This is a genomic window from Nocardia flavorosea NBRC 108225, from assembly GCF_001613385.1.
GTDB lineage: Bacteria > Actinomycetota > Actinomycetes > Mycobacteriales > Mycobacteriaceae > Nocardia > Nocardia flavorosea.
In genome coordinates this window covers 363,488-378,170 of record NZ_BDCG01000008.1, presented here as the reverse complement: position 1 = coordinate 378,170, position 14,683 = coordinate 363,488, and the positions used below count along the sequence as shown (strand labels likewise).

General features: G+C 66.5%; 14 protein-coding genes, 2 pseudogenes and 1 other annotated feature. Of the genes and pseudogenes, 6 read left to right on the top strand and 10 right to left on the bottom strand.

The window, feature by feature from the left end; all coding sequences use genetic code 11:
- Window positions 1-178 precede the first annotated feature (178 nt).
- Window positions 179-427, bottom strand: coding sequence for a hypothetical protein (locus tag NFL01S_RS36435; protein WP_218019602.1), 249 nt, complete (start codon window positions 425-427; stop codon window positions 179-181).
- Entirely contained in the window at window positions 411-1,073 is a 663-nt protein-coding gene (locus NFL01S_RS09870; protein ID WP_062973827.1) for a hydrolase, read from the bottom strand. Before NFL01S_RS09870 ends, NFL01S_RS36435 begins: the two co-directional genes overlap by 17 nt.
- Window positions 1,074-1,232: 159 nt before the next feature.
- On the opposite strand from NFL01S_RS09870, the gene NFL01S_RS09865 reads away from it, so the two are divergent.
- From NFL01S_RS09865 to NFL01S_RS34285, 3 genes are read left to right on the top strand one after another with little or no spacing between them, the layout of a single operon-like run.
- On the top strand, window positions 1,233-2,168 hold the full coding sequence (locus NFL01S_RS09865) for a LysR family transcriptional regulator (RefSeq protein ID WP_062973621.1): 936 nt from the start codon (window positions 1,233-1,235) through the stop codon (window positions 2,166-2,168).
- 5 nt (window positions 2,169-2,173) lie between these two features.
- On the top strand, window positions 2,174-2,410 hold the full coding sequence (locus tag NFL01S_RS09860) for a hypothetical protein (RefSeq protein WP_062973619.1): 237 nt from the start codon (window positions 2,174-2,176) through the stop codon (window positions 2,408-2,410).
- Window positions 2,386-2,721 carry a LysR substrate-binding domain-containing protein gene (locus NFL01S_RS34285; protein ID WP_168433868.1) on the top strand — a complete coding sequence of 112 codons (336 nt, stop codon included), beginning with the start codon at window positions 2,386-2,388 and terminating at the stop codon, window positions 2,719-2,721. The genes NFL01S_RS09860 and NFL01S_RS34285 overlap by 25 nt, the downstream gene beginning before the upstream one ends.
- Window positions 2,722-2,939: 218 nt before the next feature.
- Here the strand turns inward: NFL01S_RS34285 and NFL01S_RS09855 are convergent, their stop codons facing one another.
- The 4 genes and pseudogenes from NFL01S_RS09855 to NFL01S_RS09845 all read right to left on the bottom strand — a co-directional run bounded on the left by NFL01S_RS09855 (window position 2,940) and on the right by NFL01S_RS09845 (window position 6,203).
- Window positions 2,940-3,191 (bottom strand): helix-turn-helix domain-containing protein, encoded by a 252-nt coding sequence (locus NFL01S_RS09855; RefSeq protein WP_062973617.1) that lies wholly within the window; start codon window positions 3,189-3,191, stop codon window positions 2,940-2,942.
- 163 nt (window positions 3,192-3,354) lie between these two features.
- A pseudogene (locus tag NFL01S_RS09850) lies at window positions 3,355-4,352 on the bottom strand (IS3 family transposase); the annotation flags it as partial.
- Window positions 4,189-4,320: a sequence feature (AL1L pseudoknot), on the bottom strand. (Overlaps the previous pseudogene by 132 nt.)
- Before the next feature lie 625 nt (window positions 4,353-4,977).
- Window positions 4,978-5,376 (bottom strand): annotated as a pseudogene (locus NFL01S_RS37760) (WXG100-like domain-containing protein); the annotation flags it as partial.
- Window positions 5,377-5,489: 113 nt separating this feature from the next.
- A complete protein-coding gene (locus NFL01S_RS09845; protein ID WP_062973615.1) occupies window positions 5,490-6,203 on the bottom strand; it encodes a hypothetical protein in 714 nt (237 codons plus the stop codon).
- A 698-nt stretch (window positions 6,204-6,901) separates the two neighbouring features.
- On the opposite strand from NFL01S_RS09845, the gene NFL01S_RS09840 reads away from it, so the two are divergent.
- The 3 genes from NFL01S_RS09840 (at window position 6,902) to NFL01S_RS09830 (ending at window position 8,327) form a co-directional block, all read left to right on the top strand.
- Window positions 6,902-7,165, top strand: coding sequence for a hypothetical protein (locus tag NFL01S_RS09840; protein ID WP_062973613.1), 264 nt, complete (start codon window positions 6,902-6,904; stop codon window positions 7,163-7,165).
- On the top strand, window positions 7,162-7,593 hold the full coding sequence (locus tag NFL01S_RS09835; protein ID WP_062973611.1) for a YbaB/EbfC family nucleoid-associated protein: 432 nt from the start codon (window positions 7,162-7,164) through the stop codon (window positions 7,591-7,593). Before NFL01S_RS09840 ends, NFL01S_RS09835 begins: the two co-directional genes overlap by 4 nt.
- 296 nt (window positions 7,594-7,889) lie before the next feature.
- Complete coding sequence (locus tag NFL01S_RS09830; RefSeq protein WP_245670584.1) at window positions 7,890-8,327, top strand: DUF4254 domain-containing protein; 438 nt, start codon at window positions 7,890-7,892, stop codon at window positions 8,325-8,327.
- Window positions 8,328-8,417: 90 nt separating this feature from the next.
- Here NFL01S_RS09830 and NFL01S_RS09825 read toward each other — a convergent pair whose 3' ends face one another.
- The 4 genes from NFL01S_RS09825 to NFL01S_RS09810 all read right to left on the bottom strand — a co-directional run bounded on the left by NFL01S_RS09825 (window position 8,418) and on the right by NFL01S_RS09810 (window position 14,439).
- Complete coding sequence (locus NFL01S_RS09825) at window positions 8,418-9,545, bottom strand: glycosyltransferase (protein WP_062973609.1); 1,128 nt, start codon at window positions 9,543-9,545, stop codon at window positions 8,418-8,420.
- 104 nt (window positions 9,546-9,649) lie between these two features.
- Entirely contained in the window at window positions 9,650-11,512 is a 1,863-nt protein-coding gene (locus NFL01S_RS09820; protein ID WP_280507559.1) for a bifunctional diguanylate cyclase/phosphodiesterase, read from the bottom strand.
- A gap of 16 nt (window positions 11,513-11,528) precedes the next feature.
- Entirely contained in the window at window positions 11,529-13,673 is a 2,145-nt protein-coding gene (locus tag NFL01S_RS09815) for an Rv1355c family protein (protein WP_062973607.1), read from the bottom strand.
- The gene (locus NFL01S_RS09810; protein ID WP_063915895.1) at window positions 13,663-14,439 is read right to left on the bottom strand and encodes a hypothetical protein; all 777 of its coding nucleotides are present in this window, start codon (window positions 14,437-14,439) and stop codon (window positions 13,663-13,665) included. The genes NFL01S_RS09815 and NFL01S_RS09810 overlap by 11 nt, the downstream gene beginning before the upstream one ends.
- Between the last annotated feature and the right edge of the window lie 244 nt (window positions 14,440-14,683).

Here is a 14,683-nt window from a genome sequence, read left to right as displayed (position 1 = left end):
CGGATCGCACCGCTACGCGAGTCCATGTGAGGGCTCATAGTGAGCACGTCGGTTCACCTTCGATGCCGACCAGCCCAAGGCCGGCCACTTGCCGCAAATGGACACTGCGTGATCCGATTCCGCGTACACGCGGAATCGGATCACCGGCATGGTGAATCTCAGATGCCGCCTGTGGCGGTCATCGTGTCGTCCCCGCCGTGGCAGTGGGCTGTTCGGCCAGGATCTCGCGGACTCGGGGGATGACCGCCGGAACCGCCTCGGTCACCGCGGCGCGGATCGCCTGGGCGTGCGAAACGATCTCGCCCCTGTCGATGCGGGGCCGGTCGCCGAAGCTGTTGATGCCGAGCTCGATCTGCGAGCATCCATCATGCAACTCCCTCGGACGAACAACCGGGGGTGGGTCGCCGGCGTTACGCAACAGCACCATCAGAGGTGGGTGTCGCCAGTAGTTGCAGCTCCCAGGCGAGCGCTACCCCGCTACCGCCACCATGCTCGGCCATGACCTCCCCGGCCCCGCCGGTCGTCGACTCGCGAGCCCAGTCGCGCTGCCATTCGCCGGCCACCGCCATCCAGGTGATAGGCACCACGCCGGCCTGCACCATACGACGCACCGCCATATCGTGCGCCTCGGCAGTTACCCCGCCGCAGGCATCCGTGACGACGAAGACGTCGTACCCCTCGTCCAGTGCCTGGATGGCTGGCATGGCGACGCAGATCTCCGTCCACAGCCCGGCAATGATCAGCTTCTTGCGTCCCGTCTTCTCCACGACATCGACCACGCGACGGTCTTCCCAGGTGTTGATGAACGTGCGGTTGATCGGCTTCTGGTCCGGAAAGACGTCCTGGAGGCCCTTGATGAGGTAGCCGCCGCGTTCTTCGATCACCGTGGTCAGCACCGTCGGGACGTCGAACACCTTGGCCAGTTTGGCCAGGCCGACGACATTGTTGACGATCAGGGTCGGTTCATGGCTGTGCAGATTGGCGAACTGGTAAGGCTGGTGATCGATGAGCACCAGAACGCTCTCCTCGGGGGTGAGCAGTGCTTCGAGTCCGAACTTTGCGGTGCGCGTCACGCTGTTTCCTTTTGTGCGATGGAGGTCGGCCAGGCGAACGGACACCGGCTCCGACGAGGTTCGACGGGGCAGGCCGGAACGTCTCCGCAGCCCGAAAACGACCGTACGGTGGCCACCGAGTGGGCGTCCAAGACTTGTTCGGGCGCCCATCGGTAGGATTTGTCTATCGATATCAGCCCCCGTGTCCTCCGCTACTTCCTGGCCGTAGCCGAAGAACTCCACTTCGGCCGCGCAGCCATCCGTCTCTACATCGCCCAGCCGTCCCTGAGCCATCAGATCCGCAAACTCGAACAGACCCTCGGCACCCCGCTGTTCATGCGTTCCAGCCGCCAGGTGCAGCTCACCGCCGCAGGCCGGACACTGGTTCGCGAGGCACCGAAAGCACTGGCAGCGCTGGAGCAAGCCGTACAGCTCACCCGGCTGGCCGGGTCAGGGATCGCAACGACCATTCGGCTGGGCTACACCCCGGTTACCGGCTTCGACACGCTCACAACACTTCTGGATGCGCTCCGGGAGGCCCACCCCGATCTCGTCGTCGACCCTCGGGAGATCTTCAGCGCCGAGATGCCCGAACGACTCCGGGCCGGCGACCTGGACATCGGTCTCGCCCTCTCACCACAGCTCGTCGACGGGGTAGCCGGCGAGATCCTCCGCGAAGAGCCTGTTTCCGCACTCCTCAGCACTCGCCACCGCCTCGCCGACACACCGAGGATCCCGGTGACAGCCCTCCGCGACGAAACACTGCTGCTGTTCCCTCGCCACCTCGCGCCTGCCTACTACGACGGCATCGTCGACGCATTCCACGAGGCGGGCTCCGCACCCGAGATCTGCGCATTCGAGAAACCACCGGTGTATGCCATGCTCGCCCGGCTGGCCGGCGGCCGCGAGGTCGGCCTGGCCCCCGCATCATTCGCCGAGCATGCCGCGACAACCGCCGCCGGCATCGTTGTTCGCGACGTTGTCGATCCGCCGATCCTGGCAGAGCTCTCCATGCTGTGGCCCGCGAACGATCCCTCGCCCGCCATTGCAAACGTTCTCGTCACCGCCCGACGATGCGCTGAACACAACAAGTGGCTACGCAACCCCGTCACGTAGTGCGAATGGTGCGACCCGCACTCTCGACCACCGAGCCAAAAAGCTACCGGCTCACCCGAACCGCGCAAACCAGTGCGGCGGTGGTCCCGGGGATCGTTGAGGGCGTGCTGCTCATCGCCTCGTTCGCGCCGTTCGGCGCCGAGGGCCTGGACTACATCGACGGCATGGGCGCACAGAACATCGCACAGTTCGGGGCCCCGGCCACGAACGGGTCCTGGTGGCCCGCGAACAGCAGATCGTGATCGCCGCAAGCACCCATCCGCTCGCGGGCACCGCTCAGATCGACGCCGCCGGACTCGGAATAGCCTGCGTGACCCGCATTTCCGCACAATCCGCGCTGCAAGTCGGCCGGGTGGCCGAGTTGCCGCTGCAACCGACGCCGACAACACGACCGGTTCACCTCATCCACCGACGGGGCCGGGTGATGCGTGAACCTTCTCTCCGCCTTGTTGCCTGCCCGATTGCTGCCACGCCGACCGAGCTCGCCGACACGCCCGTTCCCTGGCCAAGCCCCGGCCCGCGCCACCGTCTTTCGAAACCTTTTCCGCCGTAGCGGCGGCGTGCGCCGCCGCTACGTCCGGGGAACCGGCGATGTCGCGCCCCGTCGACGACCTGAGATGGTCGGACGGCCACGGCGCGGGGTGGTGCGGACCAGACCTGCTCTATAGCTGGCAATCGGCTTCTGTAGCCAACTGCCCGAGCGAAGACCGCAGGTCGTCCCGTTCCCACGTTCGACATGCCCCGCCCAGGGCGCGAACCTGTGACGGCCGATTACACGGGGGGTCGTCCCTGGCTGTCCCTCGTCGGTATCCCGCGTTCGCGGAACTTGTTCAGAACGGTCGTGCCGTCGACGCCGAGATGCTGGCCGACTCGTGCGAGGGACCAGCCCGTGCCGTAGAGGTGGGTTGCCTCGTCCACTTGTTCCGGCGTCAGGCCACGGCGGCGCATCGGTACCTGATGGCAATGCAGGATCCTGCTGACCGCTTTGCGGTCGATCCCGAACCGATCTCCCAGCTCGTACACCGTGGTCCTGGCTTCGTAACCTGTGATCAGCTCCCGAATCTGATCGGCGTCGAGACGATGCTCCGAACCTATCGGTTTGATTCTCAGTTCGGGGCCGTCGGCCGTCGGATGTTTCGGACTAGTTAGCGTTATGAACCGTCCTGGACCTGGTGGAGACCCGGGTTCAGACCACCTCGGCCGAGATGGTCTGTTGATGGTAGATGTGTTCGTATTCGACCGGTGGCCGGTATCCGATCGCGGAATGCAGGCGCGCGGTGTTGTACCAGTGCACCCAGGATGCAGTTTCGCGCTCCAGCTCCGCGCGTCCGGAGAAGACCGGGTTCCGGTCGATCAACTCGGTTTTATAGAGCCCGACCGCCGATTCCATGAGCGCGTTATCGAGCGCATCCCCGACACTGCCTATGGATCCAGCGATACCAGAATCCCGTAATGCCTCGGTGAAGGCCAGTGACGTATATTGCGACCCCGCATCGGAATGATGTATCAATCCTGTTGCGGTGAAACGTAAATCGGTTCTCCGGCGGGTGAACAACGCCTGTTCGAGCACCGAGGTCACCAACGGCGTCGTCTTCGACGACATCACCCGCCAACCCAAGATCCGCCGCGAGTAAACGTCCACGCAGAACGCGGTGTAACAGAACCCGGCCAGAGTCCAGCAGTAGGTGAAATCGGCGACCCACCACCGATCCGGACGCATCGGCACCGACTACGCACGCCCGATCAGATCCGGATGCCGCGGCTCAGCGGCTGGGCCGGGTCCGGTGGTTCTGGTGGTGCGCCGCCCGCGCACGACCCCGTCGATCCCGGTCAGCCACATCAGCCGCGCTACCTGATTGCGGCCGATGTTGTGGCCCGCCCGGCGGGCGGTGTGCCAGAGTTTACGCACCCCATACGGGCCCCGATTCGTGCTCCACAGGTCGAACAACCTGTTTGCGGTAAGGGCATCGGCCCAGGTGGCATCGCTGATGCCGTGCTGTTTCGCGGCGTAGTAGGTAGACGGGGCGATCTTGAGCCCGTGCTCGGTCAGCACGCGGCAGATCGGGCCGACCCCGAACCTGTCCCGGTGCTCGTCGATGTAGTCGACGATCACCGCAGTCGGCGGTCGACCTCCGCCGCCGCGAAAAACGCGCTCGCTGTCCGCAAAATCTCGTTCGCTGCCCGGTGCCGCGGGGTCGGTGGTATTGACCGGTGAGTGGTCGCCCGGCGGCGTATGCGCCGGTGGTGATGTGCCGGGATCAGGGGCGGGCGGTGTGGAGGACCGGGCCGCTGTGGTTGTTCCCGGAGGGGAGAAAGGCTGTGCGAAAACCGAGGCCGCGCCGACGAATCCGCTGGCGAACCCGGTGACCATGGCGGCCTTGAATTCACTCGCCGTCGGCATCCGGCCGGTGGCGATGACCTGCGCGCCGGCGCCGGCCACGCCGCCGCCCAGGCCTCCTACGCCGCCGATCAGCAGAGCTCCCGAGATCCGGGCGCCGTAGCGCACGGCATTGGACGACGACCTCCCCGCAATACGCTGCATGGCTTTGTTGATGCCGGGCGCGAGGCGCAGTGCGGTCAGTACACCGGCGCCGCCGCCGACAGCGCCGATGAAGGTGGAGCGCCCGACATTTCCCCAGTCGATTTCGTCCCGCGTGTCGAGAACTTCTTTCTGCCACCATTGAGCGCCGAAATCGACGAAGGCTCCGGTTCCGGCTCCCAGTCCCACGCCGATCGCCGTTACCTTCGCCAGTGGTATACCGGAACGACGTGCCATTGCCGAGGCTTCCGCGGTTTTGACCCGCCCCGCGACGGCTCTGCTCGCGGCCCGCCACGCGGCTTCGGCCGCCGCTTTCATACTGCCGACGCCCACCAGTGCGATATCTATGGCCAGTTGCGCCAGCAGCGTGATTCCGGTGAAGATCACCAGTAGTTTCGTGTATTCGATATCGCGGGCTGCCGTGTTCAGCTGATCCGACATGAGCCGGCAGCATTGGGCAGAATTGCGCAGGTCTTCGGCGAGCTGTTTGTTGCGGGCTCCCTTCGCTTCGGTGGCCTGCCCGGATATCGCGAGTTTCTCCTGGCCGGCGGTATCGGCGTGCCGGACGGCAATGGCATCGCAGGTGTCGGCGGTATCCGTCCATGCGACCGCGACGCGGCGCATGGCGTCTTCGTCACCTTCCGGGAAATGGCCGGCGCACGCCGACACCAGCCAGTCCGGAAATTCAGGGGGTAGTCGAATGGTCACTGGATGTCACCGTTCGACGCCTCCGCACCGGGCGCTGCGCCGGCTGCCGAAGTCCCGTAGGCAGTGTGGATCCATTACGGTCTCGCCGTTTCCACGAGCAATCGCCGTAGCGCGCGAGCGGGCGCCCCGGCTTCTCCCCGGTTCAGCTGTACTTCCACGAAAGCGTCCGCCAGTGCCGGTCCCGGATCGAACCTGCCGCCCGCGGAGCCATTATCGCCAGGACCGTCCCGCCACTGTTGGTACCCGTGTACGACACTGCCCAGTGTCTCTGTGTACAGCTCGGCTCCGCGCAGCACGAAATATTCGGCGATGAGGGTACGCTGCGCGACCCGGCGTGCGTGCAGGCCACCGAGAGTATCGAGCGCGTGACCGAGTTCTCGGACGATTGCGCAGTACACGGGTCGTTCCTCGGAGCCGGGGCCCGGCCTGCCGGGGGCTGTCCCGGCGCGGACTTTCTCGAAGTAGAGCTCGGGCCTGCACGCGACCTCGTACTGTAGTGTCAGCCGCCGTATCTGGGTCTCCGGCCCGTGCTCGCCCGGCACCTGGGCCCATTCGAGCCTGGTGACGTCTTGCCCGCATTCGCCGATCACGAATTCGCCGAGTGCGAGGTGGGGGTGTTCGGTGAGTACATCATCGATCGCCACCGCTATTTCGTGGCATGTGCCCGGGGCGATTCCCGGAGCGTCGAAGCCGACAACCCGCAGATCGTGCCGGGCTGTCAGTGCCTGTACGAGGAACTGATTCGTTTGGGCAGCGGCGTTCCCGGTATCGCGCGCCGCGGCATCCACGGGGAGGGTTTCACGCTGGTCTCGCTTGTTTTTCCGTTGCGCGGCCGGAGGCGGAGATGCGGACGGTGGTCTTGTCCCGCCGGGCTCGGCGGCGGGCGCCGATACCCTGTTCGGTGGTCCGGCAGGCGATGAGCTGCGGGACCAGGGAGTGCTCGGTCGTTGTCGTTCGAAGGTCCCCGGGGTGTCGTTCCTTCCTGTTGCCTGCGCACGGGGCGATGGGGAGACAGTCGCGGCGTCGGAAGTTCGAGTCGGCGTCGGCGGTATGCCCGGACCGCTCGTTGCGGCGATCGTCGCCGGTGCTGCTCCGGCCGGTGTTGCTGGTTCGCCTCCGGTACTCGTGGCACCATTCCCGGTTTGTTCAGCTGTGGACGGGGGTGGATTACCCGGCGAACTCGGCTGGCTCGCGGTATTTCCGGCGTGGGCGAGACTCTCGGCGGAGGTGTTCGGTATGTTCTGCGCAGTGTCTGCGGGAGTGGTGGGGTGGGCAGTGTCGCGGGTTGGGAATCGGTGGCGACTGCCGTTGCCGTCAGCGGCATCCGATCCGCGGCGGCGGGTGAGGTGTCGATCCCGGTAGGACGGGATACCCTCGAATCCGGCTACGCCCCCGTGCTCCAGCAGGGGGCGGCCGCTTCATCCGGTGCACGAGTGCATCGGTTGTCGTGCAGGCGGCGTCGCGGAACCGAGTGGAGTGAAGGTGTATGGGCGATTCGGATCTGCCCTTGTCCCGGGATATCGTGCTACGGCTCCTGCGGGGCGAGATCGATCCGGTCGAAGATCACATGCTGGTCATGGAGGACATCGTGTTGTTCGCGGTGGCTCGTTTGGACGAGGCGGATACCGGATGGCTTCTGCATCATCTGGCCGATACCGCATGGCCCTACGAGCGCAGGGCGGATGTCGCGGCCATGATGGTCAGGCATCGGGCCGAAGCGTTCGCGGCGCTCGGGGATGATTCCCGATGACGCAGCCGTCGCCGGGCCGGAGCGGGGACGAGGTCGGTCAGCAGCTCCGTATGGAGGTTCATCGCGCGATGGATGCATACGAGGACCAGATCGCGCGATTGGCCGAGATCCGCGGACACTTGGATACGGTTCGTATCCAAGCCCGTTCCGTCGATGGTCAGGTCGAGGTGAGTGTCGACTCCGCGGGGGTGGTGGTGGAGATCGAACTGCAGCAACCCGCGATGCGGGAGAAACCGGATGCGCTCGCGCGGAAGATCGCTGAGGTGGCGCGTGAGGCCGCCCGATACGCGGAGAAGTACCGGGTCGAGGCGCTGGGGCCGATCACCGAGATCGTCGGCGCGATGCCCGACCTTCCGGAATTGGTTCCCGGCGCACCGAGTCTGCGGGATCCGTTTCCGCCGGAAGTGCCGGAAGAATCGAGTCCGTGATCGGATCGGACGATCGAAGGTCCTACCGGCCCGGAACCCGGGTGCCGGCACGCGACCCCCGGCCGATATAGGCCGGGGGTCGCTTCGTTCTGCGTGGCCGCCGACTGACCCTTCGAGTGCGATCTACTCCAAAGGGCGAATGCAATAGTGCGTTTCTCCGGCGCTCAGTGATGTGTATCAACTATTGTCACCGACTGAACAAAACCTATCCGATAGCGGTACGACCGAATCGAGAGCCGATCATGTTTGAACAGAGTGTGATGGTGCCGGGTGACGTTCGAACAGGGCGGCAGGTAGTGCCCCCGAGGGGCGGACTGCCTACGGCGACGCAGCTGTTGTGCAGTTTCCAGGGGACCGAATTCGCCGATCACGATCTACTGAGCTCGGCGCATGCGCTGGCGGCGTTGCATGCGCGCCGGGCCGCCATGCGGGACCTGCGGCTGGTGGCCGAGGTGGACAACCGCCGCCGGGAGCTGGTGGAGGATATCGACGAGTGGATTTGCGAACGCGGATCACTACCGCGCGACGGGATGATCCACACCGAGACACTGGGCGCGGTGATCGACCGCATGGCCTGGGGCTGGGTGTATGCCAACGAGGTGATCGAAACCGACGGGGCGCGCGATCAGCACGCGCGTAAACGCTGGCACCGCCTGGCCGAATTGATCGACGGCTACACCGAATTGATCGGCGATATCGTCGGCGGTCGCCGGCGGTTGCCTGCCCGAGTGTGATCATTCGCGGTGCCCGCCCGCGCGCGCCGGGCACCGCGATACGGAATAGGTGGCGCGCCGAGTCGCTCGACCCCCGGAGGAACCGGCCGGTCAGCGGTCCAGTACCGACAGCATTCCCGATACGGCTGCCGGCCAGGTGAACTGCTCGGCCCGCAGCCGCGCCGCGTCCCGCCGCCGGCCGGCCGGCCGGGCGAGCACATCGGTGACGGCCCGGGCGAAGGCGGCCGGCTCGTCAGCGGCCACGGCGCCGCAATCGGCGGTCACGATATCGGCGAGAGCGGAGGACCGGCTGGCCACCACCGGGGTGCCCGCGGCGAGCGCCTCCAGCGCGGCGAGCCCGAATGTTTCGTGCGGGCCGGGAGCCAGCGAGATATCCGCGGTGGCCAGCAATCTGGCGACCTCGGCGCGGTCGGTGATGAAACCGGTGAAATGGACCGCGGGTAGGCCTCCGGCCGGCACCGGCAGCGACCGGGCCCGTCGTTCCAGTGATTCCCGCCGCGGGCCGTCACCGGCGACCACCAGGCGCGCTTCGACTCCGTGGCGGTGTAATTCGGCCACTGCCTCGATACTGCGGTCCACCCGTTTCTCCACCGACAGCCGCCCGCAATGCACCAGCAGGGGATGACCGGGCACGCCGAGGTCGGCCCGCAGGCCGTGATCGTGGCGATGCGGATTGAACAGCTCCAGATCGACTCCCAGCGGAACCATTTCGACATTGGGTGCGTCGATCCGCCGGAATTCGGCACGGGCGAATTCGGTGGTGCACACCACCATGTCGTACTGGTCGGCCGTATGCCGGTTGGCGATATCGGCGAGGCGGCGGGCATACCGCTGCGGCATGATCTGGCCCAGCAGCCGGTCGAGCCGTTCATGCGAAATCATCACTCCCGCCACACCGTGGCGCCGGGCCCAGCGTCCGAAGCCGCGCAATGTCAGCCGGTCGGAAACTTCCAGCGCGTCAGGGCGCAGGCCGGTGAGGGTATCGGCTACCCGCCGCGGGTCGGCGGCGCGGTAGCCACCGGTCCACAGAATGGGTAGTGCGGGCAGCGTGACGCGCAGGACCCCGCCCGGCAGGATCTCCTCGGCGCGGCGTGGCCCGGGGACGATCAGTATTACCTCGTGTCCGGCGGCTACATACCCTTCGCCCAGGTGGTGCAGTGCGGTACGCAAACCTCCGGAACGTGGTCCGTAGAAGTTGGCCAGTTGCACGATGCGCACGCCGCCGATCGTGGCCGGGCCTGGGTGCCCGCCGGAACCGGGCCGTCGAACAGCCGGTTAACTTCCGGTGTTATTTGGTTCGGGGTTTATTCGGTTCGGGCCGGCTAACGGTCGGGCTGGTCGCGGCCCGCGCGCGGAAGATCGAGGTTGAGGGGGATTCGGCCCACGCTGAGATGTTCACCGACCTCGTCGGCGGGCAGCGGCCGGGCGATGAGGAAGCCCTGGGCCCGGTAGCAGCCCAGGCCGACCAGTGTGCGGGCGGCGACCGGCGTTTCCACACCCTCGCCCACCACGCCGAGCCCGAACGACCCGGCCAGGCCGATAATCGATTTCACGATGGCGAGGTCGTCGGTGCTCGCCCCGAGCCGCTGGACGAATCCGCGGTCGATTTTCACTGCGTCCACCGGCAGCGCTTTCAGATGGGAGAGCGAGGAGTAGCCGGTGCCGAAATCGTCGATGGCGATCTGTACGCCCATTCGTTTGAGCCCGCGCAGCGTCACCTGGGTGCGGGCCAGATCCTGCACCACCACATGCTCGGTGATCTCCAGGCAGATGGAGCTACCGTCGATCCCGAAATGACGCAGGATATCCTCGATACGCTCGACGAAATCCAAGCTCACCAGCTGCACCGGGGATACGTTGATCCGCATGACCATATTGGTCGCCAATCCCTGCCGGCGCCAGCGCGCGAACTGCGCGCAGGCCGTGCGGATAACCCAGCGGCCGAGCTCACCGGCCAGGTTGGTGGCCTCGGCCACGGTGACGAAGGCACCGGGCGGCAGCAGACCGCGGGTGGGATGAAGCCAGCGGACCAAGGCCTCCATCGCGACGATGCGACCGGTGCGCAGGTCTACTTCGGGCTGGTAGTGCAGGATCAGCGATCCGTCGGAGACGGCGCTGCGCAGATTGAGTTCCACATCGTCCTGGAGCTCGAACTGGGCGCGCATCGCGTCGGTGAACAGCGCGACCCCGTTACCGCCGCCGGATTTGGCGGACAGCAGGGCGTGATCGGCGCGCCGCAGGACATCGGCGACGGTGGTCTCGCCGGGGACACCGACGGCCACGCCGACGCTGGCGCCGCGGCTCACCGATTCACCGCCGACGGTCACCCGCCGGCTGATGAGTTCCCGGATCCGGGTCGCCTCGTGTTCGGCGGCGACGGTGTCCATGGGTTTGGCGGGCACGATGACGAACTCGTCGCCGCCGAGGCGGGCGATCATATCGTTGGGGTCGAGATTGTCCTGGAGCCGCTCCGACAGGGTGCGGATGAATTTGTCGCCTGCGGTGTGGCCGAGGAAATCGTTGAGAGCCTTGAGCCGGTCCAGGTCGAGGAAGAAGGCCGCGACGGGCCCGGGACTGCCGGCCCGCAACCGCTGTTCCATATGTTCGAGCAACGCACGCCGGTTCGACAGCCCGGTCAGATCGTCGTGCAGGGCGATGAACCGGAGCTGTTCCTCGGCTTCCACCCGTGCCTGCAACTGGGCGAACAGCGTGGCGATCGCCTTGAGCACATTGAGTTCGCGGTTGTTCCAGTCCCGGTCGCCGACCTTGACGAACCCGAGCAGTCCGGTGGATTTCCCCCGGGAAACCAGCGGGACGGCCGCGGAGCTGATATCGCCGAGCCCGGACGCGGAGTGGATGGTCTGCTGGTAGTCGGCGGCACTGGCCGGGACCAGAAATGGTTCGGTGGCGTGCTCGAGCGACCGGAATACCGAATCGGCCTGGTCGAAATAGACGACCTTGAGTGGATCGGGCTCGGGTACGTCCTGACGCGGCGGCCATTCGGCCACCAGCACCGTCGACCGGGTCTTGGGATCGTTGTGGCGCAGATAGCTGAAGTCCACATCGAAGTAGTCGATCAGCATGGCCAGCACCTGTTCGGTCGCCGACACCATGGTCGCCGAGTCGACGCCCATCAGCTCCGCGGCGACTTCGGTCACCAGCGAGTCGAGTGTCCGCCGAGGCACCTGATCTCCGATCACACTAACCGCGGAGCTCTCCGCCCGGTACCGGGCGACGCTTACTCCGCACGCTGGCAGCTGCCGCATAACTCAGGCGTAGTACCAGCGCCACGCTTTCTTGTTCCGGCACTTCCAGTATTTCCAGGAAACGACCCTGAAGTGTGGACAGTCTATCCGCGTACGCCGGAGAAAGTGCATCCAGTTCGGTACGGGTTTGCGAAAACAGGAACACCGGCGACATCGGCTGCACTGCCAGACCCGAGCGTTGCGCCTGGATCCAGACACGCTGGACTGCCGCTCCGGCGTTGGCGTAATCGGTCAAGCCGCCGCCCCGGACGCCCGGTTCGGGGCGGAAGGTGACCGCGACGACGGCAGAGCTGGAACGTACCCGGTCGCGGGCGTAATCGCCGAGAGCGGCGCCCGCCGACCAGCTGTGCAATTGAGCCATCACATCGGCGCGCCGCCCGATCTGCAGGGCTGCTCGTTCGTCGGCTGCCAGCTCCAGTGATCGGGTATCGATACCGTCGGTGAGGTCGTCCCCGGGCCGGCGCATCTCCGCGAACATTTCGCTGTGCAGCTGCGGGGTCAGGTAGCGGACCCGGTCCGATTCGGCCAGCACCTCGGCCATCGCACGCAGGGCCGCAGAATCGATGACGGCCCGCAGCTGTGCGCCCTCGGCGGCGGCCGCGGCGGCGAGCCCGGACAGGACGGAGTCCGGGATCCGGCCGCCGTGGCCGATCCGGCGGTTGGTCTCCCGGGACAGCGCAGCCGGATAATCCGCGGCCAGTACCGGGTCGGTGCCGGTTCCCGGACGGAGAATCGCGGTGAGTGGGGGATCGGTGGCTTCGATGAGCTCGTAGGGGCCGAGCCGGTCGCAGGCAGCCGCTGCGACGCGAGCGTTGTACAGCGCCGCGCCCACCGCGACGGCGCTGCCGCGATACCCGATGTCCAGGGCAGTGGTGTAGCGCGGGTCCAGCGTGATGTGGATTTCGTAGCCCGTGGTGTGCAGCGTCCACGGCTGGATATTGCCGCCGGACGGTGCCCGCTGCGCGCATTCGAGGATCCGCTCGAGCGGTGTCGCGGGTGCCGGATCCGCTTCGATATCGGCGCTGGGGCCGTCGGTATCGAGGTCCGGATCGGTGAGGGTGTCGAGGGCTTGGTCGATATCGAGCCGGACGCGGCCCGACCGTAGCGGCCTGCCCAGCCCGATCCGGCGCACCGCCGTCGCGACACTGGCCGCGCCGAGTACGACGTCGCCGCCCAGTTGCGGCCAGCTGTTCAAGGTCTCGCCCACCTCGACCAGGCTGCCCGCCATCCGGGCGGACAGGTCATGTGCGCCGAGCAATCCCACGACGTAGGGAGCTTTGTCCCGGGTGGACAGGTCGCGCAGCTGGTCGGCCGCGACATCGCCGAGCAGGCCGTGGAAGGGCGGCCGGTCCGGTTCGAGGTCGAAGCGTTCCACATCGAGCAGGCCGCGGTCGCTGGTCTCCATGATCAGCGGTAGCCGCCGGCGGCGGGCCGCTTCCCGCACGAGCAGTTTGATATCCAGGGAATCGCATTCCTCGACGACGATGTGCAGTTCCTCGAAGAATTCGTCGACGGAGTAGGCGTCCAATCCACCGCCGCGCACATCCACCGGTATGTAGGGATCCAGTTCGGCGATCCGGCGGGCCGTGACGATGGCCTTGTTCACGCCGATATCGAACAGGGTGGCGGGCACCCGGTTGAGGTTGGACAGTTCGAGTTCGTCGTAGTCGGCGAGGCGCAGCGCCCCGCACGCCCCCTCCTGGGCCAGCGTGTAGGCGATGCCATGCCCCACGCTCTGCCCGACGACCCCGACCGTGAGGGTGCGTAGCCGATCCTGTTCGGCCCGGGTGAGTTTGTAGCGATTGCGGTCGAGCCGGACAGCGCGGAATGTCTGCGGCCCCGGCAGGACCAGAACGCTGCGCCGCCACGGGTAGTACACCCAGCGGTCGTCCGCCGGACCCTCGGTGGTCTCCGGGGGGTCGTTGAGTCTGCCGAACTCGGCGGCGAGCAAGCCGCGCAGATCGTTGAATTCGATATGCGGTGTGCTGCGCAATCCGGCGAGTGCCCGTTCGTCGTCGGGGTCGGCCGGGTTCAGGATCAGCGGGCGGTACTCCACCCCGAGATCTGCTTCACCGAGCATGTGACCGGCATTCCTCCCCACCGCGGTGCAGCGCCCGGATGGATCGCGAAGACCTCGGTTCAGCTACTCCCATAGCGCGAAGTTCACCACGCATCATCAAATACTGCAACCTGTCAGCAAACAGGTGGTAGCTACTGGTATCCCACCAGATCGGCACCGTTCGGTAACGCTCGTCCGGGTACGGCACGGGTGGGATTGCCTGCGCGACGACAGCTCCGGTGGCGCGGTGTCGTTCGGTGGTGAAGTCGGCGACGGTCGCGAAGCTGTAGCGGACGCCCAGCAGTCGCGGTGCGTGCGCAATACAGCGGGAGATCGCGGCGGCCAGATCGCTGCGGCGGGCGGCATTGCGGTCGACCCAGGCCGCCCGCGATTCGACTACGCCCCGGGGAATGCGCCGGGCCATCATCAGGCTCAGATCCGCGGCGCCCGGCCGCCCGGCCCATGGGGTGAGCGAGGCGACCTCCGAAACCCAGGTGTAGGGGCCTTGGACCCGTACGCCGCCGACCACCGTGCCGGCGGCGTCGGTAGCGGCGAAGAACAAAGCCGTCGACGCGCCGTCGGCGACGGCGTCGTAATCCAGTACCTGCTCGTTGCCGAAGTGGCGGTAGGTGTTCTGCGCACCGGCCAGGTAGCGGTGCCAGAGTTCGGGGGAGTGCTCGGGGGTGGTGGCGCAGATTCGATAGCCGGAGACGTTGTCGCGAAATCCCGCTGCGCGGCCGTGGCGCGGGTGGTCTTCCTGGCCGACTGCGATCGTTTCGACAGTCATGGCAGTTCCTACTCTTTCGCCGTACACCCGGTGGGGGTACGGGATATGTTGTCCAGCAGCTCGGCCGACGCCCCGGCTCGCCGACGTGCCCAGTGCAGTATCCGTCATCGAAACACAATTGACCAGAAGTCTGGTTAATCTTCCGAAAACTATTGCGAGATTCGGCTGTTATCGCAGGTCAGGCCAGGTGGTTCGAGAATGTTCGGTTACCAGGAGACCGGTTGGTTCGATGTTGGTTAACGCC

Excerpts from the sequence above, each read along its gene's own strand:
- NFL01S_RS09840 (WP_062973613.1), top strand. The coding sequence starts at position 6,902 with ATGGGCGATTCGGATCTGCCCTTGTCCCGGGATATCGTGCTACGGCTC.
- NFL01S_RS09835 (WP_062973611.1), top strand. The coding sequence starts at position 7,162 with ATGACGCAGCCGTCGCCGGGCCGGAGCGGGGACGAGGTCGGTCAGCAG.
- NFL01S_RS36435 (WP_218019602.1), bottom strand. The coding sequence starts at position 427 with ATGGTGCTGTTGCGTAACGCCGGCGACCCACCCCCGGTTGTTCGTCCG.
- NFL01S_RS09815 (WP_062973607.1), bottom strand. The coding sequence starts at position 13,673 with ATGCTCGGTGAAGCAGATCTCGGGGTGGAGTACCGCCCGCTGATCCTG.
- NFL01S_RS09810 (WP_063915895.1), bottom strand. The coding sequence starts at position 14,439 with ATGACTGTCGAAACGATCGCAGTCGGCCAGGAAGACCACCCGCGCCAC.
- NFL01S_RS09860 (WP_062973619.1), top strand. The coding sequence starts at position 2,174 with ATGGTGCGACCCGCACTCTCGACCACCGAGCCAAAAAGCTACCGGCTC.